The organism is Salinimicrobium sp. 3283s, from assembly GCF_039602225.1.
In the GTDB taxonomy this organism is placed as follows: domain Bacteria; phylum Bacteroidota; class Bacteroidia; order Flavobacteriales; family Flavobacteriaceae; genus Salinimicrobium; species Salinimicrobium profundisediminis.
The window spans coordinates 1,274,712-1,298,179 of sequence record NZ_CP143631.1; the positions used below are offsets into that span (position 1 = coordinate 1,274,712).

Annotated in this window: 24 protein-coding genes; 7 read left to right on the top strand and 17 right to left on the bottom strand. The window is 41.4% G+C overall.

The window, feature by feature from the left end:
• Window positions 1-3 precede the first annotated feature (3 nt).
• Together ssb and mutY are read right to left on the bottom strand one after the other, a co-directional pair.
• Window positions 4-498: a single-stranded DNA-binding protein gene (gene ssb / locus VS868_RS05650; protein WP_266069997.1), complete on the bottom strand. Its 495-nt coding sequence runs from the start codon at window positions 496-498 to the stop codon at window positions 4-6.
• A 94-nt stretch (window positions 499-592) separates the two neighbouring features.
• Window positions 593-1,627 carry an A/G-specific adenine glycosylase gene (gene mutY / locus VS868_RS05655; protein WP_345599481.1) on the bottom strand — a complete coding sequence of 345 codons (1,035 nt, stop codon included), beginning with the start codon at window positions 1,625-1,627 and terminating at the stop codon, window positions 593-595.
• 120 nt (window positions 1,628-1,747) lie between these two features.
• On the opposite strand from mutY, the gene VS868_RS05660 reads away from it, so the two are divergent.
• The 3 genes from VS868_RS05660 to VS868_RS05670 all read left to right on the top strand — a co-directional run bounded on the left by VS868_RS05660 (window position 1,748) and on the right by VS868_RS05670 (window position 4,459).
• Window positions 1,748-2,053, top strand: a complete 306-nt coding sequence (locus tag VS868_RS05660) for an HU family DNA-binding protein (RefSeq protein WP_262507439.1) — start codon at window positions 1,748-1,750, stop codon at window positions 2,051-2,053.
• Window positions 2,054-2,350: 297 nt separating this feature from the next.
• Complete coding sequence (locus VS868_RS05665) at window positions 2,351-3,892, top strand: ribonuclease E/G (RefSeq protein ID WP_266069999.1); 1,542 nt, start codon at window positions 2,351-2,353, stop codon at window positions 3,890-3,892.
• A gap of 81 nt (window positions 3,893-3,973) precedes the next feature.
• Window positions 3,974-4,459, top strand: a complete 486-nt coding sequence (locus VS868_RS05670) for a regulatory protein RecX (protein ID WP_345599482.1) — start codon at window positions 3,974-3,976, stop codon at window positions 4,457-4,459.
• Between the two features lie 31 nt (window positions 4,460-4,490).
• Here the strand turns inward: VS868_RS05670 and VS868_RS05675 are convergent, their stop codons facing one another.
• From VS868_RS05675 to VS868_RS05685, 3 genes are all read right to left on the bottom strand, one after another.
• Window positions 4,491-5,369 (bottom strand): cupin-like domain-containing protein, encoded by an 879-nt coding sequence (locus VS868_RS05675; RefSeq protein WP_345599483.1) that lies wholly within the window; start codon window positions 5,367-5,369, stop codon window positions 4,491-4,493.
• 259 nt (window positions 5,370-5,628) lie between these two features.
• Window positions 5,629-6,216, bottom strand: coding sequence for an SET domain-containing protein (locus VS868_RS05680; protein WP_345599484.1), 588 nt, complete (start codon window positions 6,214-6,216; stop codon window positions 5,629-5,631).
• Window positions 6,217-6,444: 228 nt separating this feature from the next.
• Window positions 6,445-6,858, bottom strand: a complete 414-nt coding sequence (locus tag VS868_RS05685; RefSeq protein ID WP_345599485.1) for a DUF2007 domain-containing protein — start codon at window positions 6,856-6,858, stop codon at window positions 6,445-6,447.
• Window positions 6,859-6,964: 106 nt separating this feature from the next.
• Between VS868_RS05685 and VS868_RS05690 the strand changes: the two genes are divergently transcribed.
• Window positions 6,965-7,414, top strand: a complete 450-nt coding sequence (locus VS868_RS05690) for an MgtC/SapB family protein (protein ID WP_266070004.1) — start codon at window positions 6,965-6,967, stop codon at window positions 7,412-7,414.
• Here VS868_RS05690 and mnhG read toward each other — a convergent pair.
• Genes mnhG through VS868_RS05725 form a run of 7 tightly spaced genes read right to left on the bottom strand, consistent with a single transcriptional unit; the run spans window position 7,411 to window position 13,149 of the window.
• Window positions 7,411-7,797 carry a monovalent cation/H(+) antiporter subunit G gene (gene mnhG / locus VS868_RS05695; protein ID WP_345599486.1) on the bottom strand — a complete coding sequence of 129 codons (387 nt, stop codon included), beginning with the start codon at window positions 7,795-7,797 and terminating at the stop codon, window positions 7,411-7,413. The genes VS868_RS05690 and mnhG overlap by 4 nt on opposite strands.
• Complete coding sequence (locus tag VS868_RS05700) at window positions 7,794-8,072, bottom strand: cation:proton antiporter (protein ID WP_266070005.1); 279 nt, start codon at window positions 8,070-8,072, stop codon at window positions 7,794-7,796. Before VS868_RS05700 ends, mnhG begins: the two co-directional genes overlap by 4 nt.
• Window positions 8,069-8,545 carry a Na+/H+ antiporter subunit E gene (locus tag VS868_RS05705; RefSeq protein WP_266070006.1) on the bottom strand — a complete coding sequence of 159 codons (477 nt, stop codon included), beginning with the start codon at window positions 8,543-8,545 and terminating at the stop codon, window positions 8,069-8,071. The genes VS868_RS05700 and VS868_RS05705 overlap by 4 nt, the downstream gene beginning before the upstream one ends.
• A 6-nt stretch (window positions 8,546-8,551) precedes the next feature.
• On the bottom strand, window positions 8,552-10,060 hold the full coding sequence (locus VS868_RS05710; RefSeq protein WP_345599488.1) for a proton-conducting transporter membrane subunit: 1,509 nt from the start codon (window positions 10,058-10,060) through the stop codon (window positions 8,552-8,554).
• On the bottom strand, window positions 10,057-10,410 hold the full coding sequence (locus tag VS868_RS05715) for a Na+/H+ antiporter subunit C (RefSeq protein ID WP_266070008.1): 354 nt from the start codon (window positions 10,408-10,410) through the stop codon (window positions 10,057-10,059). The genes VS868_RS05710 and VS868_RS05715 overlap by 4 nt, the downstream gene beginning before the upstream one ends.
• Before the next feature lie 3 nt (window positions 10,411-10,413).
• On the bottom strand, window positions 10,414-10,827 hold the full coding sequence (locus tag VS868_RS05720; protein WP_266070009.1) for a Na+/H+ antiporter subunit B: 414 nt from the start codon (window positions 10,825-10,827) through the stop codon (window positions 10,414-10,416).
• Window positions 10,828-10,830: 3 nt separating this feature from the next.
• Window positions 10,831-13,149 carry a putative monovalent cation/H+ antiporter subunit A gene (locus VS868_RS05725; RefSeq protein WP_345599489.1) on the bottom strand — a complete coding sequence of 773 codons (2,319 nt, stop codon included), beginning with the start codon at window positions 13,147-13,149 and terminating at the stop codon, window positions 10,831-10,833.
• Between the two features lie 301 nt (window positions 13,150-13,450).
• On the opposite strand from VS868_RS05725, the gene VS868_RS05730 reads away from it, so the two are divergent.
• The gene (locus VS868_RS05730; protein WP_345599490.1) at window positions 13,451-15,223 is read left to right on the top strand and encodes a PDZ domain-containing protein; all 1,773 of its coding nucleotides are present in this window, start codon (window positions 13,451-13,453) and stop codon (window positions 15,221-15,223) included.
• 525 nt (window positions 15,224-15,748) lie between these two features.
• Here VS868_RS05730 and VS868_RS05735 read toward each other — a convergent pair.
• The 5 genes from VS868_RS05735 to VS868_RS05755 all read right to left on the bottom strand — a co-directional run bounded on the left by VS868_RS05735 (window position 15,749) and on the right by VS868_RS05755 (window position 22,156).
• Window positions 15,749-16,039: a F0F1 ATP synthase subunit epsilon gene (locus VS868_RS05735; protein WP_345599491.1), complete on the bottom strand. Its 291-nt coding sequence runs from the start codon at window positions 16,037-16,039 to the stop codon at window positions 15,749-15,751.
• An 86-nt stretch (window positions 16,040-16,125) separates the two neighbouring features.
• Window positions 16,126-17,637: a F0F1 ATP synthase subunit beta gene (gene atpD, locus VS868_RS05740; protein WP_345599492.1), complete on the bottom strand. Its 1,512-nt coding sequence runs from the start codon at window positions 17,635-17,637 to the stop codon at window positions 16,126-16,128.
• 274 nt (window positions 17,638-17,911) lie between these two features.
• A complete protein-coding gene (gene glmS / locus VS868_RS05745; RefSeq protein ID WP_345599493.1) occupies window positions 17,912-19,762 on the bottom strand; it encodes a glutamine--fructose-6-phosphate transaminase (isomerizing) in 1,851 nt (616 codons plus the stop codon).
• A gap of 3 nt (window positions 19,763-19,765) precedes the next feature.
• Complete coding sequence (locus VS868_RS05750; RefSeq protein ID WP_345599495.1) at window positions 19,766-21,313, bottom strand: DUF4270 domain-containing protein; 1,548 nt, start codon at window positions 21,311-21,313, stop codon at window positions 19,766-19,768.
• Between the two features lie 33 nt (window positions 21,314-21,346).
• Complete coding sequence (locus tag VS868_RS05755; protein WP_266070017.1) at window positions 21,347-22,156, bottom strand: glycogen/starch synthase; 810 nt, start codon at window positions 22,154-22,156, stop codon at window positions 21,347-21,349.
• A 106-nt stretch (window positions 22,157-22,262) separates the two neighbouring features.
• Here VS868_RS05755 and panC point away from each other — a divergent pair, with 106 nt between their 5' ends.
• Both panC and panD read left to right on the top strand, forming a co-directional pair.
• Window positions 22,263-23,111, top strand: a complete 849-nt coding sequence (gene panC, locus VS868_RS05760; protein WP_345599496.1) for a pantoate--beta-alanine ligase — start codon at window positions 22,263-22,265, stop codon at window positions 23,109-23,111.
• Window positions 23,112-23,115: 4 nt separating this feature from the next.
• Window positions 23,116-23,466, top strand: a complete 351-nt coding sequence (gene panD / locus VS868_RS05765; RefSeq protein WP_266070019.1) for an aspartate 1-decarboxylase — start codon at window positions 23,116-23,118, stop codon at window positions 23,464-23,466.
• Window positions 23,467-23,468 lie beyond the last annotated feature (2 nt).

The following is a 23,468-nucleotide window of genomic DNA, read 5'->3' on the forward strand; positions in this document are numbered from 1 at the left end:
GACTTAGAACGGAAGATCATCCTCGTCCTCCTGTGTAAAACTCTGTGACTGACTGGTTGAAGGTGTATCCTGTCGCGGCTGGTTGTACTGTTGCCCCTGCTGTTGCTGAGACTGCCCATAACCGTCACTTTGATTACCTCCACTGCCAGGCGCTGCAGCATCTTTGGGTGTTAAAAAGGTGAAATCTGTACACTGTATTTCGGTAGAATATCTTTCAATCCCTTTATCGTCCTGCCATTTTCTGGTCTTGATTCTTCCCTCAATATAGACCTTATCGCCTTTTTTAAGGTATTTCTCACAGATCTCGGCAGCTTTATTTCGCACCACAACATTGTGCCATTCGGTATTTTCAACCTTTTGACCTGTAGTTTTATTGGTATAGACCTCATTGGTCGCCAAAGGAAAACGCCCAATAGATCCACCTCCTTCAAAATAGTGCATTTTCACATCGTCTCCCGTGTGGCCAATAAGCATTACTTTATTTAAGGTTCCGGTCATGGTTTGTTGTTTAAGTTACAATTTTAAAAATAGCAAATTACTCTTCAATCACCTTCCAAAAATGTCATTTTTGAGAAGTTCTTTTTTAAAGAGCTTAAAAATCAAAGGTATCAATAAAATTTTCTATTAAAACCGGGACGGGTAATTTATTTACTTCGGCCAGAGAGAGCGCTTCTTTGGGCAGCTCATCACACTTTACTATCCAGAATTTGGTGTAAATATGTTGATGAGAGAGTTTGTGCACCACCGGCAGGTCGTTGTAGAGCACCGGCTCCTTATTTATTACTGAATATTCCGCAGGAACATCGGCCACGAGGTTTTCAAGTTGTGCTTCGGAAGCAGTTTCTACCAGCGGAAATTCGTAAAGTCCTTCCCAAATACCTTTTCCGCGACGTTGGTTCATAATAGTCTTCCCTTCTTCTGAAATATAGACGAGATAATTAAAATGCCTTTTTTTAATCTTTTGCTTCTTTAGCTTTACGGGCAGTTCGCCTATACGATCCTGATTGAAAGCCACACATGTTGTAACAAAAGGGCAGGAACCACAAAGCGGCCTGCGCGGCTTACACTGTTCTGATCCAAATTCTATCAACGCCTGATTGAAATTTGCAGGCTCGTCCTTATTAATAAGCTTTTGAGCCAGCTGCCGGAATTCTTTGATCCCCTGGCTAGAATTTGTAGGAGTATCAATACCAAAAATACGGGCCAAAACCCTGTAAACATTACCGTCTACTGCTGCCTGTGGTTCTTCATAACAAATTGAAGCTATTGCAGCCGCGGTATAATCACCCACTCCTTTTAACTTTACCAGTTCTTTATAGGAAGCAGGAAAGCTTCCGCCGAGATCAAAAGCTATATATTTTGCAGTAAAATGTAAATTCCTGGCCCGGGAGTAATAGCCAAGCCCCTGCCAAAGTTTTAGCACTTCTTCTTCCGAAGCATTAGCTAAAGCCAAAACGTTGGGATAAGCTTTTAAGAACTTAAAATAGTAAGGTTTTCCCTGTTCAACCCGGGTTTGCTGAAGAATTATTTCACTAAGCCAGATTTGATAAGGGTCTTTAGTTCTGCGCCATGGCAGATCCCTTTTATTATCTAAATACCAGTTTATCAGCTCCTTATCGAAAGACATCAATCAAATTTCTTAAGTGCAATAATAATTCTTTATTCTCTTACTATTTAATGGGTTAGGATTAAAAAGTTGCGGATTTAATTCATATATTTGCCCCTCGAAAATTTACAAACCCTATTAATAAATTATACGAAAATGACGAAAGCAGATATCGTGGCAAAAATCTCCGAGAAACTAGGAATGGAGAAAGGAGATGTTCAGGCTACTGTGGAAACCTTTATGGAGGAGGTGAAAACTTCACTAGAGGCTGGTGACAACGTTTACCTAAGAGGATTTGGAAGCTTTATCATCAAAACAAGAGCCGAAAAAACCGGAAGAAATATTTCCAAGAATACCACTATAAAGATTCCTGCACATAATATTCCGGCTTTTAAACCTGCCAAAGTATTTGTTGAAGGCGTGAAATCTAACGTTGAGGTAAAGTAATTCCCTGCCCGTAGGCAGAAACAAAATAAATTTAATTAATTAAAAAGTCACACTATGCCAAGTGGTAAAAAGAGAAAAAGACATAAGGTAGCTACGCACAAGCGTAAAAAAAGAGCAAGAGCTAACCGCCACAAGAAAAAGAAGTAGTTTTCATACTACTTTTTTTGTTTAAAACGTTCTTTGAAATCGAAATTCAAATTTAGGTTCTCTGAGCTTGAATTTCCTCAGGATTTTTAAAAACCCTGTGAATTTTATTGTTTAATCCATCCGCCACATGCGGAATAAAATCAATTTAGAGTGAACAAAGAGTTAATTATTAGAACCGGTTCCTCTGCTGTAGATTTTGCCTTATTAAAAGATGGAAAACTAATAGAACTCAACAAGGAAGAAGACGACAGTAATTTTGCGGTGGGAGATATTTTTCTCGCAAAAGTGCGAAAAACTGTCCCCGGCTTAAACGCCGGCTTCGTAAATGTAGGCTATACAAAAGATGCATTCTTGCATTATCATGACCTTGGCCCGCAGGTACTTTCTTTGCTGAAGTTCATAAAACGTGTAAGCACAGGTAAATTAAAGGATTATTCCCTTAAGGATTTTCCTTTAGAAAAAGATATTGATAAGGACGGAAGCATTGCAGATGTCTTAAAATCAAATCAATCGCTACTGGTACAGGTAGTAAAAGAGCCAATATCAACCAAAGGCCCAAGAATAAGTTCTGAACTTTCCCTTCCGGGCCGTTACATCGTACTGGTTCCTTTTTCCAATCGCGTTTCTGTTTCTCAAAAAATAGAAAGCAAAGAAGAAAAGGACCGCCTAAAACGACTTGTAAAAAGTATTAGACCTAAAGGCTTTGGAATTATTGTACGTACCGTAGCAGAAGGCAGAAAAGTAGCAGAACTGGACAACGACCTTCAGAATTTAATGAGTCGTTGGACAGGAATGTGTAAAAAGCTGTACAAAGCACCTCATCCCTCAAAAGTATTGGGAGAATTGAACAGGGCATCTTCTATTCTTAGAGATGTCTTTAATGATTCATTTACCTCTATTTGTGTAGACGATGAAACCTTGTACACCCAAATTAAAGATTATGTGAGCGAAATTGCTCCAAAGAAAGAATCCATTGTAAAATTGTACGACTCAAATATTCCCATCTTCGAAAAATTTGGGATCGAAAGACAAATCAAAACTACTTTTGGCCGCACCGTTTCTATGAACAAAGGGGCATACCTGGTCATTGAGCACACCGAAGCCATGCACGTTATTGACGTGAATAGCGGAAACCGCTCCAACAAATCAAAAAACCAGGAAGACACCGCACTTGAGGTTAACCTTATTAGTGCTACCGAAATAGCCCGACAACTGCGCCTTCGCGACATGGGAGGGATCATTGTAGTTGACTTCATAGACATGAACAAAGCTGAGAACAGGAAAGCTTTGTACGATCATCTTAAAGAGGAGATGAGTGACGACCGCGCAAAACATAAGATTTTGCCCCCCAGTAAGTTTGGACTTGTACAAATTACAAGACAACGGGTTAGACCCGAAATGAACATCAAAACCAGGGAGGAAAACCCCAATAAAAACGGGGAAGAAATTGAAGCTCCCATCGTTTTGGTCAACAGGATCAACCAGGATTTGCAAAAGCTTCTAAAGAAAGACTATAAAAAGATCACTCTAAGTGCACATCCTTTTATAGCAGCCTTTTTAACCAAAGGTTTTCCATCACCCCGCTCCAAATGGTTCTTCGACCATAAAAAGTGGGTTAAAATAGTACCAAGAGATGCTTACACGTATCTTGAATACCACTTTCACGACAATGCCGGGGAAGTGATTCAATAACAAAAAGAAACGCCTTTCATTTATTTGGGAGGCGTTTTTTTTGTTCATAGTATTGAGATATTAAATTTTACCTTTGTTTGAATGAAAGCAGACTCCTCTGGAAAATCATACACCGTAAAAGAAGCCACTCTTAAGCTGATGCAATACTGCGCTTATCGCGACAGGTCACAGAAAGAGGTTGAAGATAAGCTTCTTGAAATGCGCATGATCCCTGCAGCCCGTGAAGAGATCATCATAAAACTGATGCAGGAAGATTTTCTCAATGAAGAGCGTTTTGCCCGCAGTTTTGTACGGGGTAAATTCCGGATAAAAAAATGGGGGCGATATAAGATTCAGCAGGAGCTAAAAGCCAGGGACATCTCTTCTCCCATTATAAAACTGGCCATGACCGAGATTGAGGAAAGTGTTTACAAAACCACACTCTATGAGCTTGCAAAGAAAAAACTCAATCTTCTTTCTGAAGAAGATAAGTTCAAACTAAAGAAAAAGCTGGGTGATTACCTCATCCGGAAAGGTTACGAAAGCTCCCTGGTCTATGAAGTTACAGAAGACCTTATACAGGCATAAGTTTCAAAAATGAGAGCCGGATTTGCCCTTTTTAAAAGGTTTCTGCCCGTTTGTTCGTTCTTTTAACAGCCTGTTCGTTCTTGTAATCTATCCATTTCTGGCCTTTCCACCTGCGCATCGCATTATCAAAATGTCGCATAAAAAACAGGTTATATAGTGCTTTACTCAGGTTTTCAATATTTCTTGGTGCTGCACGCAGGCTCATAGAAAAACCCGGGGTGAGATAAGTCATTTGATGCCAATAGCCTTCGGGCATGTAAAGTGTTTCTCCATGCCTAAGCTCGGTTACCATTCCTTTTGCTTTCCGAAGCGCAGGGAATTGATCAAAATCGGGGTTCATGAAGTCGATATCTTCGCGTGTAATAAGGGCATGAGGCACTTTATAAAGATATTTTGTTTCTGAAGGGGGAAAGAGAATACAGCGTTTCCTTCCATGAAAATGGAAATGCAGAATATTAGCATAGTCTATGTCGTAATGCATAAAGACTTTGGAATTCTCCCCTCCAAAGAACAGCATAGGGATCTGCTTTAGGATGCGTAGCCCTATTTTAGGAAAACTAAAATCCTTTTGAAGCCCAGGAACTTCGCGCAGCAAATGATAAAGAAAAATCCGATAGCTGGTGGGACCTTTTTTGATAAGATCAATGTACTCGCTCATCTTCATATGAAGATGAGGCTCATTAAACTTATATTTTGAAGAAATAGTCTTTTTACCATCAAAAAGAGGCACGGTTTTATCTCCTGCCACCTCCCTGATGTATTCGAGATTCCATTTGGTATAAGCTGGCCAGTTTTCTATTAGCTGCTCTATAACCACCGGCTTTTGCGGTTTTACATACCTCTCTAAAAAGTCTTTTTTGGAGATCTTTTTTTCTCTTGGGATTTCAGCTAATTCAAGTCTCTCTTTCATCTTTCCCTATTTCCTGTTTAATGAAGGGCCTACATTATTCGTCTTCTGCCGGGCAGCAATAATTATCCATTTCAAGGCTCTTCTCACCGCTCCGGTTAAATTTAGTTGCCATAAAATAGTTACCTGATCAAAAATAATCAAAAGCCCCTGTTTAAAAGGTCAAAATTGGGAACTTTCTCTCATTTCTAATAAAAGCTGTCCTTGTAATATTTGAGATCAACGTTCCTGGCCAAACCTAAATTACCGGAACCTCAGCCACCTATTTTTCCCTGTAATACAAGTTCAAAATAGAATCGAGAGGTTCATTTTGTGAAAGCTTCGTCTTGAGCTTTTCAAGCACATTAGAAGAAATTAATTGTTTCAGTGGCTGCTCAACCTGTTCAAAATTCTCAAAAGCATCCTGGAGCTGCCGGTCCCATTCCTCGTGATACTTCAAAAGATCATCGGGATAAACAGTATCACGACCAGTACCTTCATCTACCGCTTTAAAGGGTTCAGAAATGTTCAGATATCCGTAATCATCGGTCAGTTGTTCTCCTGGCTGAATATCCCGAACGGCAACCTCAAAATCGTAAGCCGAAGAAAGGCAATTGGCGTTGAAGCTATGGTTCACGTACTTGGCTAGATCCCAGCAAAGCACATATTCCCCTTTATTATTCCGGAAGGAATATTTATCCACCTGCTCCTGTATGCGTGGGTGCATACGTTCTACCTCGCCGCCAGTAAACACCCGATCTAGCGGATCCTGCACCCAGGTAATGGTTCCTTTTGGAATAAATTTTTTGGCCACTACCCCATAGCCAATGACCTCATTAATAAAACGCACTTCTGTATCTGGATGCATCATAAGCAACTGATTTTCTTTCTAAAGTACAAAAATTGGATTGGCAACGTAAAAAATTTTCAGCTTCAGGAATATTTTAAAAACCTCATGTTCTGTAGCTTTCTGCGGAAGGTTTCAACAATACTTCCGAAGAAAAAATGGTGGAAAGAAATTTTAAATCAGCAAATAATAGCTTGTTTTGTTTAAAGCTGAAAAAAAAGAAATTATAAGTAATTCAATTAACTATCCAGGTCACTTCAGCTTAAATTCATGTTTACAATTTGTGCAGTGGTAATTTCTTTTCATGTAGAGAGGCAGGGCAATTACCAGAAATGAGAGGCAAAAAAAGAAGAAGGATTTAACACTTTTTACACTGGTAAAGATTTCAACTTTTGAGCTGTTACAATACGGGCAGCTAATTTGCCTGCCCTCATCATCAACAGAGTATTTACTAACAGCGGAAAGCACCCGAAGAGCCTCTTCCCGGTCTTCTTTGCGAACCCTTAGCTTCACCCCGCCAATGGCGTTGCTCACCAGCGGATCTGTGTCTATGGTGTGGTTATCTATCATGAAAGTCTGGATCCCTTCAGCCTCTAACCGACCTTTAAGGATCTGGGCTTCCGCCGAATATTGAAAAACAGCAACGTTTGAAAATTCTTCTCTCATAATACCATTTTTAGAACTTCTGTTAAGCCTGAATTATCCCCTTTGAATTGAAACTGTGTATTTTTAATGTTAACTTAGGCATTAGAAGCTAAGTTAACAATATAAAATGGAGCTACTGGACTTCGGATTAAGAATTGGGGCGGCCCTGCTCGCAGGATTGTTTATTGGTATTGAGCGGGAAATTCACAACAAGAACGCAGGTTTAAAAACCAATGCTTTGGTTTCCCTGGGAGCTGCAGTTTTTGTTCTTACTTCCCTTAGTTTTGCCGGGGATGATTATGTTGATACCACAAGGGTAATTGGGCAGGTGGTGACAGGTATTGGCTTTATTGGAGCCGGGGTAATTTTGCACAAAGGCACAATTGTAAGGGGCCTCACCACAGCTGCAACCGTTTGGTGTAGCGCCGGGGCCGGATGCCTTGCTGCTATTGGAAAGTTTAAAGAACTTTTTCTACTGGTTGCAGTAATTGTATTTGTCAATGTAGTCTTTAACCCGGTAGACCGTTTTATATCAAAGGTCTTTGGCCATGAAGAGGAAGAGAAGATAGATGACTAATGTTTTTCTTTGTCATGATCCATGTTTCGGGGCAGGCTAATGTTTTTACCAGTTTTCCTGTATTTGCCTTCCAGATCATCCATAATGGTCTTTTCCCAGAGTTTATTCCCTTTAATGTAAGAAGCCTTGCCTATAAGATGTGCCCCAACAGGAGCAGTTAACAGAATAAAAATTATAACTGCCAAAACGCGGGTGGTTGTTGAGAGGTCATTAAAGTAGACGGCTGCAGCCAGTAAGATCAACCCTATACCTAAAGTTGCTGCTTTGGTGGTCACTGCCATTCTAAGATAGGTATCGGGCATTCGCAAAATTCCAACACCGGCCAGCAGTACAAAAAGAGTTCCCAGGGTTGCTATAATTCCTATACTTGTATCTACTATCATTTGTCCCTGTCTTTACGTTTTTGAATATAAAAAGAGTACGCCACCGTAGCCAAAAATCCAATAAGGGCCAAGATTAATGCGATATCTAAAAAAGTGGGTTGATGAGATAGGATGCTGTACACGGCTATAACACCAATTCCCATGGTTACCAACAGGTCTACTGCCACTACCCTGTCGGAGATTGTGGGCCCTTTAAAGAACCTGAAGAAAACCAGCAAGATCGCAATAGATAATGCCGGCAGGATTATATAGTATAAATAATCGTCTAATGTCATGAAGAGATCTCTAAAATGCGTTTTTCAAATCCGTTCTTGATTTCCCTGATGAATTCTTCCCTGTTTGTGATATACATGGAATAAACGTACAGCACCTTTTTATCTTCAGAAACATCAAGGCTAAGCGTTCCCGGAGTAAGCGTGATCATATTGGCCAATAGGGTGATTTGCGCATCAGACTGTACGTCAAGAGGCACTCCCACAATACCGGGCGTCATATGCAGCTTTGGTGTGCCTACTTCCCATGCCACCTGTACATTTGCTTTTACCAGCTGGTAAAGAAAGTAAAAGAAAAAGCCTATAAGTTTTGGTACCAGCTTAAAATACCTGGCACGGCCGCTGCCCCGGGTGATGATAAAAAGCACAAAATAACTGAGGATAAATCCGAATAAAATATTGGCAATAGTAAAGCTTCCGGTAAGCGCCACCCAGATAAATGTGAGGAGTAAATTTGCTAAAAACCGGTTTTTCATCTTCTTTTATTTACTTAGTACCGTATTAATATATTCCTGATTGTCCATAAGTTCAAATGCAATCCTTTCAGCCAGATTTTGAATATTCCCTGCCCCAAATCCAAGATAAAGACTTACAATAGAAAGGAGAATAATTGGCGCCAGCATTTGAGTCTTCTTAATATTCGTTAACTTATTAAAGTACGGAAAATTCCGCACTTCAGGCAATTTCTCTCCTGTCTTCCAAAACACTTCTCCCCACAGCTTAATAATTACAACCAGGGTTATAAAGCTGGCAAAAATTATAGCTCCTATCACTATAAAATTCTCTGTGAACCATCCTTCAGAAATCAAAGAAAGTTTGGGCCAGAAACCTGATAAAGGCGGAATCCCCACCAGTGAAAACAGCGGTATTGCAAATAGCAGGCTTAACTTTGGATGATCGGCGTAAAAATCTCCCAGTTTCCTGATGTTGTGGTTTGCCTTGATCTTGTAGATCACCCCACTCATCATAAACAGGTTTGTTTTCACCATGATATCGTGAATAAGGTAAAAAATAGCTCCTGCTATGGCCATTTCGGTCATCATTCCCAGACCGGCTATCATGTACCCTATATGGCAAATCACCAGGTATGAAAATATCTTCCGGATGTTATTCTGAACAATTGCACCTACAGCACCACTAAAGAGCGTAAGAACGGCTACAGCGAGCAGAACATTCTGCAGGAATGGGTCTACTTCAAAAATGAGCGTAAACACCCTTATTAAAGCGTATACCCCTACTTTGGTTAGTAAGCCCCCAAAAATGGCAGAAACAGCCGATGGCGGGGTGTGATAAGAGGCCGGCAGCCAGAAGTAAAGCGGAAACAGTGCCGATTTAATTCCGAAGCCAACTAAGAACAATAATGCATTTACCTGCACAAGAGTACGATTCTCTACTGCTGCAACTTTTGATGCAAGATCGGCCATGTTAAGGCTTCCTGTGAGTCCGTACAGAACTGCTATGGCAGTAAGAAATACAATTGAAGCCAGGATGTTAAGTGTAAAATATTTTACAGCCCCTTCAAGCTGTGCCTTCTCGCCACCAATTGTCAGCAAGACAAAGGAGGTGATAATGATAATCTCAAACCACACATAGAGGTTAAAGATATCACCCGTAAGAAAAGCACCGTTTAACCCCAGCAACAGAAAATGAAAAATAGGGAAAAACCCGAATTTTAAACGGGCCGGGATGACAGAGCCGGCCGAGAAGCTGGACACTGCAACACCTGCAATAGCAGTAAGCAAGACAAGGGTTGCTGCAAAAGTATCGGCCACAAAAGTTATACCGAATGGCGCCTCCCAGTTTCCTGCCTGTATAGAAAGTGTTCCTCCCTGCCACACTGTAACAAACAACCATATGGCCACTCCCAGGTTTATTAGGCTTCCCAATATGCTTACCACTCTTTGCCACCTAATTCGGCTCCAAAAGAACATGAGCACAATTGCCAGGAGCATTTGTGTTATAAGGGGATAAATAACTAACTGTTCGATCATGAGTATTCGTCTGTTGCGTTCATTTCATCAAGATCATCGGTCTTCACCACTTTATGGGCTCTTTTTACAAGCACAATAGCAAATGACTGCAAACCAAAACTGATGACAATAGCTGTAAGTATAAGTGCCTGCGGAAGCGGATCGGAATAGGCTTCAAGAAAAACTTTTGAATCTCCGGGGATGATAGGCGGTGAACCTTTGGCTATGCGCCCAAGAAGGAAAATAAGCAGGTTTGCTCCATTTCCTAAAAGGATAATGCCAATAATAAGCTTCACTAAACTGCGCCTAAGAATCATATAGATGCCCGAAGCATACAGCGTACCCACCATGATCGCTAAAAGTACTTCCATAGGTTATACAGATTCAGATATAGTGAATATAATGGTTAAGGTCACTCCCAGTACTACCAGGTAAACGCCAATATCAAAAAACAGGGCCGATCCTAAATTTCCCACTATGGGTAAATGATGAGGATACCATAAACCGGTCATAAGGGGTTTTCCTGCAAAGATGATGGGAGAAACACCACTTAAAAAAGATACGGTCAACCCTGTAGGCATTAAAAAACCCGGATGAAATCTTATCAACTGCCGTGTATCTCCAAGTCCGTTTGCAAAAGCATGCAGTACAAAGGCAATAGAAGCAATCAAACCGCCCACAAAGCCTCCACCCGGCAGGTAATGACCTCTAAGCAGTATGAATACCGAGAACACAAGAAGCAACGGCAACATATAATTGGAAGCGGTACGTAGTATAATTGTCTTCATGTTTTAATCTTTTAGTTCCCTGTCATCTCTTCTTAACCTGAGCTTAAGCAGACTGAATACTCCTATGGCTGCTATGGTAAGCACCGATATTTCCATTAACGTATCAACCCCTCTAAAGTCTACCAGGATAACGTTGACCACATTCTTCCCTTTTGCCATGACATAGGCATTATCTGCATAGAAATTACTCACTTCTTTGTTCACCGGTTCCCCCAGGACTTCAAGAGCGATGAGTGTAATAAGAATACCAAAAGAAACTGAGAGTACCCCGTCTATGGCTTTCATCTTATAATCTGAAATTGAAAGATACTTCGGCAGACTCGAAAGTACCAAAACAAATAATATTACCGTAAGCGTATCAATAGAGAATTGCGTCATGGCAAGGTCGGGTGCGCTGTATATCACAAACATAAGGCATATAGCATAACCCACAACCCCCATAGCTACCACGGCTGTTAATCTTGATCTCGCCCCTACCACAAAAAGTATTGCCAGGAACATGATTCCCATGATGATCATCTCATAATAGGTCATTCTTGAAAAGGAAGAGAAATCTATAGGTATCCCGTCATGGTCAGAAAAAAGAGAGTATCCTACCAGTACCACCAGGAACAGTATGATTGTGGAAACGTAATTCCGCAGAAAACCATTTTGGAAGATGCGCGTCCACCAGTTTGAAAAAGTCCTGAAACTATTTCCGAAGTTGTTTACCAGAGTAAGAGGTGCAATAAAGTCAAATTGCGCTACACCTTTTTCTTTGGATTTAGATGGTTTTACAAGAAAGTACAGGAGAAACCCCACTCCCAGGGTAAGAGCACTTAATCCTAATACGGTGTTGAAACCGTGCCACAACTTGAGATGCAGCTCAGAATCATCTATTCCCACTGCATTTACTACAGGCTGAACCATTGGCCCGTCTATGAGGCCGGGAAAAATACCCACAACCAGTCCAAGCACAGCAAGTATCACCGGGGGAAGCCACATGAGAAAACTTGGCAGGTGCACTTTTGAAAAACTTTCAGGAAGTTTACCCGTAAAAGGTTTTATTCCGGCAACAAAACCTGCATAAAGCACAAGGATATTTGTCGCTATAGCTAAAACAGTAAGCACTATGCCCCATGAACCCATATGAAGTGTAGATTCATAAACCAGGTCTTTTCCTATAAACCCAACAAAAGGCGGCATTCCCGCACTGGACAGTGCAGCCAGAAAACCTGCAATTGCAACAGGGAACATCACTTTTCGCAATCCGGCAAGACGAGTGACATCCCGGGTTCCTGTTTCGTGATCAATAATACCTGTTACCAGGAATAAAGTGGCTTTATAGAGCGCATGAACAATGATATAAACAGCCGCAGCCGTCAAAGCATATTCTGTTCCCAACCCAATAAGAAAGACCAGGAGCCCCAGAACCGCAATGGTAGAATAAGCCAAAACTCCTTTAAGATCGGTCCTGAAAAGGGTGTGCACGGCAGCATAGAACATGGTAATTCCTCCCACGGTAATAAGCGTGGTATTCCAAATATCCTCTCCTCCCAATACTGGTGTAAATCTCAACAAAAGATAAATCCCTGCCTTGACCATGGTAGCCGAATGCAGGTAAGTAGATACCGGAGTTGGCGCTTTCATAGCTCCCGGAAGCCAAAAATGGAATGGAAACTGTGCCGATTTTGTAAAAGCTGCCCCAAAAATGAGAAGGACAATCCAGAGGTAAGATTCGCTTTGAACAATGCTGTCGCTAAGTCCCACCATCTCACTTATACTGTAAGTTCCTGCCACGCCTCCCAGCAATAGCGCCCCGGCCAGCAAAAGAAACCCTCCAGATCCTGTTATGGCCAGAGCAAGCACAGCCGATTTTCGTGAGGCTTCACTTGTATTATTAAACCCAATAAGAAAAAAGGAACTTATACTTGTCAACTCCCAAAAGATAAACATAGAGAGCAGGTTGTCGCTCAGAACAAGGCCCAGCATGGCACCCATAAACATACCTAGATACCCGTAAAACCTGTCCAGGTAATCATGTCCCTTTAAGTAGGCCGCGGTATAGGCAAAAACCAGGAAACCAATTCCTGTAATTAAAAGGGAAAACAGCAGGGAAAGCCCATCGAGAGCAAAGTCGAGATTGAGCCCCAAACTTGGCACCCACTCGTAATTGGCCCTTATCACCTCGCCATTGGCTACCTGTGGAATAAACGAAAGAAAGTACAGGAACAACACCAGCGGAACGAGTGATGAAAGTACAGCAAGTTTACCTTTGAAAAATTTTCCGGCAAAGACCAGGAAAATGGAAAAGATAAAACCTAAAAGTATAGCTGAAAGCATAGGGAACGTTCAAATAACTGGAAAGACAAATATAGCAGGAAAAACTGAGGATTTAAACCCATTGACGCTTTTTACGACTACCGAATTTCAAAAAATTGTGAGATTTATATACAAAAAATGTGGACGAAGTTGTCTTTTATTTAATTTGGGGGAACTACAACAGCTTCTGCAGCAGAAATTTTCTTTCTGAAACTCAGACACTTTCAAACTACAAAAGATCTGCTGCTGCTCAAGCTATAGATAATTCCTTCAGGAGCAGCAGTCTCCCCAAATTTTTCTATTTTCAGGCAAAATTTTTTCTATGCGTATCCTTATCCTTTTTCTCCTTGTAACTTCCGTATGTTTTGCCCAGAAAAACACCTACCGTATTTCCTTTGAAAATGCAGAACACCACGAGGCCAACATTAAAATTTCATTTCCCGATCTTGAGCAGGATAGTCTGACCGTGCAAATGAGCCGCACCTCTCCCGGCCGCTACGCCCTGCACGAGTTCGCAAAAAATGTATACGAGGTAAAGGCAACAAACTCGAAAGGGGAACAACTGGAGATTTTAAGACCCGATCCCTACTCCTGGATTGTTACAGGTCACGACGGACTTGTAAATCTTGAATATATTCTCTTCGGAAACCGCGCCGATGGAACTTATACCCAAATTGACCAAACCCACGCGCACCTTAATATTCCCGCCACTTTTATGTATTCAGAATCCCTGAAGCAAAGGCCTGTAGAAGTCATTTTTGACACCCAACAATTTCCTGATTGGAAGATCGCAACCCAGCTGAAGCAAATTGACGGCAATACATATTACGCCCCAGATCTTTATTACTTCATGGACAGCCCTACTGAAATCAGCAATTTTGACAGCAGGGAATTTGAAATTGACGGGCAGGTGGTAAGATTTACACTGCACCACCCCGGTACTTCTCAGGAATTTGATGAATACTGGGAAAAGACCAAAGAAATAGTAAGACAGCAAAAAGCCATTTTTGGAGAGTTACCAGAATTTGACTTCAAAAAATATACTTTCCTGGCCTGTTATATGCCACAGGTTTCTGGCGACGGTATGGAACACAGGAACAGCACAGTTTTAACCAGTACATCAAGCCTGGCCGAAGGCGGTATGGATGGCAATATTGGCACCGTAGCACACGAGTTCTTTCACGCATGGAATGTGGAAAGGATACGGCCCGAATCTCTTGAACCTTTCGATTTTACTGAAGCTAACATGAGCGGCCTCCTATGGTTTGCCGAAGGATTCACCAGCTACTACACCGGGCTCACCCTTACCCGCGCAGGAATAATTACTCCTGAAGCTTATGCCAAAGGCCTCAACGGCACCTTCAATTACGTTTGGAATTCTCCTGCACGAGCATATTTTAACCCGGTAGAGATGAGCTATCAGGCGCCGTTTGTAGATGCAGCTGCTTCCATTGATCCTGTAAATCGTGAAAATACTTTTATCTCCTACTATTCCTACGGAAGCATGCTCGGCCTGGCACTAGATTTACAGCTGCGTCAAAAAGGGCAAAATCTTGATGCTTTTATGCAACTGGTTTGGGAAAAATACGGCGAACCTGAAATTCCGTATGAGCTGGAAGATCTACAGGATGTTCTTGCCGCATACGCAGGAAGTGATTTTGCTGAAGATTACTTCGGAAAGTACATCTACAAAAGCGAAATGCCAAATTATGAACAACTACTTACTGAAGTTGGACTCCTTCTAAAAAGAGATTCCAAAAATGCCTTTTTTGGAGCTTCAGTTCAAAAGGATGATGAAGGATTTTACATAAACAGCAATCCGAAGAAGAATGCTCCAGCCTACAAGGCCGGACTCGATATTGGCGACCGGATTTTATCTGTAAATGGCACCACTCCCAAAGCAGATAGCTCCTGGGAAGATGAATTCGGGCAGTATAAACCGGGAGACCAGCTAAAATTGGAAATTGAACGCTTCGGAAAAAAGATGCATAAAACTGTCACTTTAGAAGCTGATCCTGGCTTTGAGATCTCAATAGATAAGAATGCTTCTTCAAAAGCTGTAAAAGCCAGAAAGGCGTGGTTGTCGGGGAAATAGGAAAAGCCGTGGGCTTTTAGCTATTAACCTTTGGCTTTGGCGCTGCTGAAAGATGCTTGGGCTAAAGCCCATTTTTAAGAACTTTCTTTTCCATGGGCTTAAGCCCGTGGGAATTCACGTAATCATTGTCTTTCAAGACAATATTTCGCTCCTCTGGAGCTCATTTTTTAGCGCATTGCTCTTCTCCTATAAATATGCCGCCTCTCCAAGGCTCAGAAAAAGCTCCGGAGGAGCGAAATATTCCTAGAAGAACATCCTTTAAAAAAGGAACTTCAGAGGAACGGCATACCATTCTCCTAAGCTCCGGAGGAGCGGCACACCATCTGCAGCATATGAAAAATTTTCATTCCGGCTTTAGCCAAAGGATGCTTCAAAGCTCCGGAGGAGCGACATATTTATAGCAAATCAAGAGCTTTTGGGAAATTGAGCTCCAGAGGAGCGGCATACTTTAGCAGAGTTTTTATTTTTTTACAAACAAAAAACCCGTTGCTTTCACAACGGGTTTTTTAAATATTTTATTTCAGCTTAATCAGCCAGGACAATAACTTTATTGTCTTTCATCTCAACCACTCCACCTTCCACTGAAAGGATCAGAATCTTACTGTCAGTTGCATCTCTTTTGAAGCTTTTGGCAAGATCTTCAGAATTTACCGGATGAGAATGTGTAAAAACTTTGATCTCTCCTTTGGAAAGCACCGAAACTATGGGAGCGTGATTGTTCAACATTTGGAACTGCCCCTCAACCCCCGGTACACTCACAGAATCAACTTCTGCACTAAGCAAAACGGCTTCAGGAGTAACTATTTCTAAATACATAATTATCTAAATTACAAATTTCAAATCCCAAATTCCAAGAGCTTGTTCTTTTGGAATTTGGAATTTGTGTATTGGGATTTCTCCGCTTATGCTTCAGCTAACATTTTCTCACCGGCTTCGATAGCCTCTTCGATAGTACCTTTAAGGTTAAAGGCAGCTTCGGGCAGGTGATCAAGCTCTCCATCCATGATCATGTTGAATCCTTTGATGGTGTCTTTAATGTCTACAAGTACTCCTTTAAGACCTGTAAACTGCTCGGCTACGTGGAACGGCTGAGAAAGGAAACGCTGCACCCTTCTTGCGCGTGACACGGCCAGTTTATCTTCTTCAGAAAGTTCTTCCATACCAAGAATGGCAATGATATCCTGAAGTTCTTTATATCGCTGTAGTAACTCTTTTACTCTCTGAGCACAATTATAATGATCGGCACCAAGAATATCAGCTGTAAGGATACGTGAAGTAGAGTCAAGAGGATCTACCGCAGGGTAGATACCAAGCTCGGCAATCTTACGTGAAAGTACAGTTGTTGCATCAAGGTGGGCAAAGGTCGTAGCCGGTGCCGGGTCTGTCAAGTCATCTGCAGGCACGTAAACCGCCTGTACAGAGGTAATAGATCCATTTTTGGTAGAAGTAATACGCTCCTGCATCGCACCCATCTCGGTTGCAAGTGTAGGCTGGTACCCTACCGCAGATGGCATACGTCCAAGAAGTGCAGACACCTCAGAACCAGCCTGGGTGAATCGGAAGATGTTATCTACGAAGAAAAGTACGTCTTTCCCCTGTCCTTCTCCTGCTCCATCACGGAAGTATTCAGCAATGGTAAGACCAGAAAGAGCCACACGAGCACGTGCCCCTGGAGGTTCGTTCATTTGCCCGAACACGAAAGTAGCTTTAGAATCTAAAAGTGCATTTTTATCTACTTTTTGAAGATCCCATCCGCCTTCTTCCATAGAATGCATAAAGTCTTCTCCATATCTAATAATTCCAGATTCAAGCATCTCTCTCAAAAGGTCATTTCCTTCTCTGGTTCTTTCACCCACCCCGGCGAATACCGAAAGACCACCGTGACCTTTTGCAATGTTGTTGATCAACTCCTGGATAAGTACTGTCTTACCAACCCCTGCACCTCCAAAAAGGCCAATTTTACCTCCTTTTGCGTAAGGCTCAATAAGGTCAATAACCTTGATCCCGGTAAATAAAACTTCAGTAGAAACAGATAGATCTTCAAATTTTGGAGCCTCTCTGTGAATTGGCAACCCTTTCTCTGCGGCTTTAGGTATATTACCAAGTCCGTCAATAGCATCACCAATCACGTTGAACAAACGGCCAAAAACTTCCTTGCCAATTGGCATTTGGATAGGCGCTCCAGTTGCAAGCACCTCAACCCCCCGGCTCAAACCATCGGTAGAATCCATAGAAACTGTTCTTACTGTATCTTCTCCAATGTGAGATTGAACCTCAAGAACCAATACAGATCCATCTTTCCTGGTAATTTCAAGTGAATCATAGATCCTTGGCAATTCAGCATTCTCTGTGTCAAACTTAACGTCAACAACAGGGCCGATAACCTGTGCAACTTTACCTGTAACTTTAGACATTATCTATTCCTTTAATATTGAGTTTTTATAAATACCTAAAAAAGAACCAGTAACAACTTTTAAATCTTCATAAAAAGCCGTTGTCTTTTTCAGGCTGCAAAGATAGTTTTTTTGTATAAAAGTCTCTAAGAGAAATAATAACTTTTTCACTAAAGCGCTATCTGGATCTTTCCGAAGTAAAAACATCTTCCAAAAATGTCATTTTTGGAAGGTGTTAAAGAAAGAAAGTCCGCAAGAGTTGCGGACTTTCAGAAAAAACTTCAGCAATAAAATTTTATTCTACTGTAACCGATTTTGCAAGGTTTCTTGGCTGGTCTACGTTCTTACCCAGCATTACTGCGATGTGATAAGAAAGTAACTGCAACGGGATTGTGGTAATAAGTGGTGTAAGTGATTCGATAGTATCGGGTACTTCGATCACGTAATCGGCAAGATCACGTACACTGGTATCTCCTTCAGTAACTATCCCGATTATTTTACCCTGTCTGGATTTTATTTCCTGAATATTGCTTACCACCTTTTCATAATGTCCTTTTCGGGTAGCGATCACCACTACAGGCATCTCTTCATCAATAAGGGCAATAGGGCCGTGTTTCATTTCGGCAGCAGGATAACCTTCAGCATGAATATAGGAGATCTCCTTAAGTTTTAAAGCTCCTTCCAAAGCAACGGGGAAGTTAAACCCACGTCCAAGATACAGGCAGTTGCGCGCATCTTTGTACTTGAAAGCAACTTCTTTTATATGATCATTCCCCTGTAGCGCGATCTCTATTTTTTGAGGAATAGTTTCGAGCTCCTGCAGATGTATATGGAAATCGGTATTCGACATACTTCCTTTTGCCTTAGCAAGCTTTAAAGCGATCAAGGTAAGTACGGTGATTTGTGTAGTAAAAGCCTTTGTTGAAGCCACACCAATTTCGGGACCTGCGTGAGTATAAGCACCCGCGTTGGTCTCTCTTGAAATGGAAGATCCAACCACGTTACAAACCCCAAACACAAAAGCTCCTTTCTCTTTGGCAAGCTTAATAGCCGCCATAGTATCGGCTGTTTCCCCACTTTGGGAAATAGCGATCACAACATCATCTGAATTGATAATGGGATTACGGTATCTAAATTCTGAAGCATATTCTACTTCAACAGGAATGCGCGCGAGGTCTTCAAAAATGTACTCGGCTACCAGCCCTGCATGCCACGAGGTACCACAAGCCACAATAATAATTCGGCGTGCATTGAGAAAACGTTCAAGATTATCATCTATCCCGGCCATGCGAATAATACCTTCTTCTGCATGCAACCTTCCGCGGTAGGTATCTTTTATTGCATTGGGTTGCTCATAGATCTCCTTGAGCATAAAGTGATCGAAATTGTTCTTTTCGATCTGCTCCAGGTTGAGCTGCAACTCCTGAATATAAGGATCGACCAGGGAATCATCATGGATCTTTCTCACCTTTACTCCTTTGTCGCGTCTTACCACAGCCATTTCACCGTCTTCAAGGTAAATTGCATTATTGGTAAATTCAATAAACGGAGAGGCATCTGAAGCTATGAAATACTCATCTTTCCCAACGCCAATCGCAAGCGGACTTCCTAAACGAGCCACCACAATTTCATTGGGCTTCTTCTTGTCAAAAACAGCTATGGCATAAGCCCCCACAGTTTGGTTAAGTGCAATTTGCACAGCTTTACCAAGCTTGACGCCTTCTTTGGCAATAACATCTTCAATAAGATTCACCAAAACTTCGGTATCGGTATCAGACTCAAATTTGTATCCGCGCTTGGTCAATTCTTTTTTAAGACTCTCATAATTTTCAATAATCCCGTTATGGATGATCACAAGATCTCCGGAATTTGAAAGATGAGGATGGGAATTGACATCATTAGGTACACCGTGAGTTGCCCACCTGGTGTGACCAATGCCAAGTGTACCCGAAGTACTATCGAGTTCACTCTCCATCTTCGCCTTAAGATCGGCCACCTTTCCCTTGGTTTTACTTACTTTTAAATTTTTATCATCATACAGTGCTATCCCCGCACTATCATACCCCCTGTACTCCAGTCTTTGAAGTCCTTTTAATACAATTGGATATGCTTCTCTGTGACCAATATATCCTACTATCCCACACATATTCTAATTCTTTGGTTCTGTATAATAAATCTTCAGCTTGAGGCGCTTATCCTCATTCTGTGCATCCGGGCCATAAAGAACAGTAGCCTCTGGTGTTATTAAAGCACCCCCCGGAACTCTATCCACTTCAGGATTAGCCGAAGGCAATACTTTGTATGTCGAAATTAAATTTACATTTTGTGTTACTACCAGCCCCAGCTTAACATTTGTAGAATCCTGATTTAAAAGCTGATCTACATATCGGGTAATCCTGATCTTGTAACTTATTCCTTTCCCATCTTCATCTCTTTCTAATGGTTCGAGATGGCGACGGTTTGAAACTGAAGCCATGCCGTTTGGCTGCCCGTTTGCATCCAAAATATAATCGGCCAATATAGTATTATTCTTTAAATCATAAAGATAGACCCTCTCGGCCTCATCTACATCGCTAATGTAATCTCTATTCACAAAGAATTCGAGATGTGCTTCATTTATGAGCCAGTTATTCTCCCTTAGCGCTTCAAGTTCATCTGAAACCCCATCGTTATTAGCATCGGGGCCAGAGAAAAGGTCTATGACCGCCATAGAACCTTCCCCACCTTTAAGGTAGAGATTCTGGTCGTCATACTGTGACGCTTCCTGCTGAAAAGTATTTACGCGCACTCCGCCAAAGTCTAAACTAAAAGCTCTTCTTCCTTCAATAAGTTCCTCCCTGTCTCCATCATCGTCGGAATCATTCCCATCAACTATTTTTGTCTTGTAGTAAATAGTAATTCCGGCATCTGAATCAAGTAGATTAAGTAGCATCATCGTACCACCGGCGCCTACTTTATCAGCTTTTAAATAAAGCCCCCTAAAGTAGTTCCTGAAGTTATCCTGATTAAGCAAAACTGAACTACCTGCCTTGTCAAGAATCTTCTTCTGGAAGAAATCGTTTTTCAGCTTCAACCTTAAAGCCGGAGCCATAACCACAGTATCTGCAACCCCCATAGCATCAACACTATACTCCAAATAGCCTTTGGAAGAAGGAATAAAATTATCCCTCTCGTAAATTGGCTCCGGATTGATGTTGTTCATGATCTTTGGCTCCAGATTGGAATAATACTTCTGGGTTTGCTCAAAATTTGTGTCGGGATCGTAATTATTCAGAAAGTAACCAGATTCGTAAACTGAGAGCCTGATGGGGGTGCTTCCGTAAACAGAATCGAGAACATATTCCACCTTGTCATTCTTAAGTACTTCATGAGAAAGATAAGGAATAGTAAGCACCACACTGTCAACCACAGGATCGGTCCCAAAAGAAGGATCCAATGAGCTAAGTTCGAGGTTAGACAGCACGCTTGCTTCCTGTGTTCCAAAAACATTATCGGTATAAACCCCAAGAAGGTTAAGAGGCAAACTGTTGGTTTGTACAGGAGGAAGATCGTAAGAATGTGCAGAGATCAATGTTTCGTCATAGACACTGGCATCAAAACCGGGTTCTCCAATTACATCACTCCCAAGAGTTTGAAAATCATCTTCACAAGCTCCAAACAAAAAAACAACAGCCAAAACTGTTGTTGTTTTCAACATTATATTCTTTAAATTCATTGATTTTTTTTCTAATTATGATAGCACCTTTGTGGTATAAAATTCCTGATAAGCCTGGGCAAATTCTTCGCGGTTCTTATAACCTAATACCGGCTTGTTAAGTTTACTCAAATATTTCTTTAACTCATCGGGAATATTATCTCCGGCGATAACAACAGCATCAGAATTATCTACGGCTGTTTTCATTATATTCACGTAAGAGGGTTTCTTAAGGTGTTTCACCTGTTCGTTTTCAAGACCATCAAATAATACTTTCTTATACATTTGATTATCTAACGTTCCATCAAAGTCCTGATTGTATACAGAGGTCACAATTTTTGCTTCATTGAACAAAGGCTCGTTGCCATAATAGTTGCGAAGATATAGTGGCAGCAAGGAAGACAACCATCCATTCACATGTATAACATCTGGTGACCAGTTGAGTTTTTTAACAGTTTCAATCACTCCTTTCGCGAAGAAAATGGCTCTTTCATCATTATCGGGAAAAAGGTTCCCCTCTTCATCTGTAAGTGTAGCCTTTCTTTTAAAATAATCTTCGTTGTCTATAAAGTACACCTGCATTCTCTCTTTGGGAATAGATGCTACTTTAATAATTAGTGGCATATCAAGGTCGTTGATAACCAGGTTCATTCCAGAAAGTCTAATGACCTCATGAAGCTGATGCCTTCTCTCATTGATGTTCCCAAACCGGGGCATAAATATGCGAATTTGACCTCCCTGGTTGTTAACCATTCGGGGGGCTTCAAAAGACATAGATGAAATTTCGGTTTCGGGCAAGTAGGGAATAACTTCAGATGATACGTACAATATCCTCTTATCTTTCATAGGATCACTTTAATGCTGTTGTAAAATAAAAACACGCAAAAATACAAAATTTTATGCAGATTGCCAGTATTATATTAAGTTTGCAGGCCCTTAATTTTGGAATAAGATGCAGATTTTAAAGGAGAAGGAAGCTCTCAGGAAGCTGGTTAGAGCCTTAAAAAATGACCGGCACAGTATAGGTTTTGTTCCCACCATGGGAGCATTACACGAGGGTCACCTCTCTCTAATTGAACAGGCCCTTTCTACTTGTGATAAGGTAGTTGTAAGTATTTTTGTCAATCCCACGCAATTTAATAACCCCGAGGATCTTCAAAAATATCCGCGCACACTCGAGAAGGATGTGGAGCTCATAAAACAGTTGAGCGATGATGTAATTGTCTTTTCCCCCACAGCATCCGAAATGTATGGCGACAGCATTTCTTCGGAAGAATTTTCCTTTGACGGGCTGGAATATCAAATGGAAGGAAAGTACAGGAGTGGCCATTTTAACGGGGTAGGAACCATCGTTAAAAGGTTATTTGAAATGGTAGAGCCCGATAAAGCCTTTTTTGGAGAAAAAGACTACCAGCAATTACAAATTATAAAGAAACTGGTAGAAAAACAGGGATTGAATGTTGAAGTGATAGGCTGCCCTATCTACCGGGAAAAGAACGGATTGGCCCGAAGTTCCCGCAATGAAAGGTTAAGCGCCGGCGAACGACAAAAGGCTGCATTCATTTACGAGATTCTGCAAAAAGTGAAGGAGGATTTTGGCACAAAAAGTGCTAAAGAGATTACCACCTGGGTGTCTAACCAGTTCGAATCTCAACCCGGCCTGCTTCTGGAATATTTTGAAATAGCCAATGCAGACAACCTGTTGAGTGTACAGGAAGAAGATATGACAAAGAAGTATCGCGCCTTTATTGCCGCCTATTCTGGCGACATCAGGTTAATTGATAATATAGCTTTAAATTAGCAGTATGCAAATCCACGTTGTAAAATCAAAAATTCATCGCGTAAAAGTAACCGGTGCAGATCTTAACTACATTGGCAGTATTACTATTGATGAAGATCTTATGGACGCAGCCAATATCATTGAAGGTGAAAAAGTGCAAATCGTTAACAATAACAACGGTGAAAGACTTGAAACCTATGCAATTCCGGGGCCCCGTAACAGTGGCGAGATCACCCTTAACGGTGCTGCGGCCCGCAAAGTAGCAAAAGGAGATATCCTTATTCTTATCACCTATGCTATTATGGATATTGAAGAAGCTAAAAGTTTTAAGCCCTCTCTCGTATTCCCTAACGAAGAAACCAATCTCCTCAATTAACT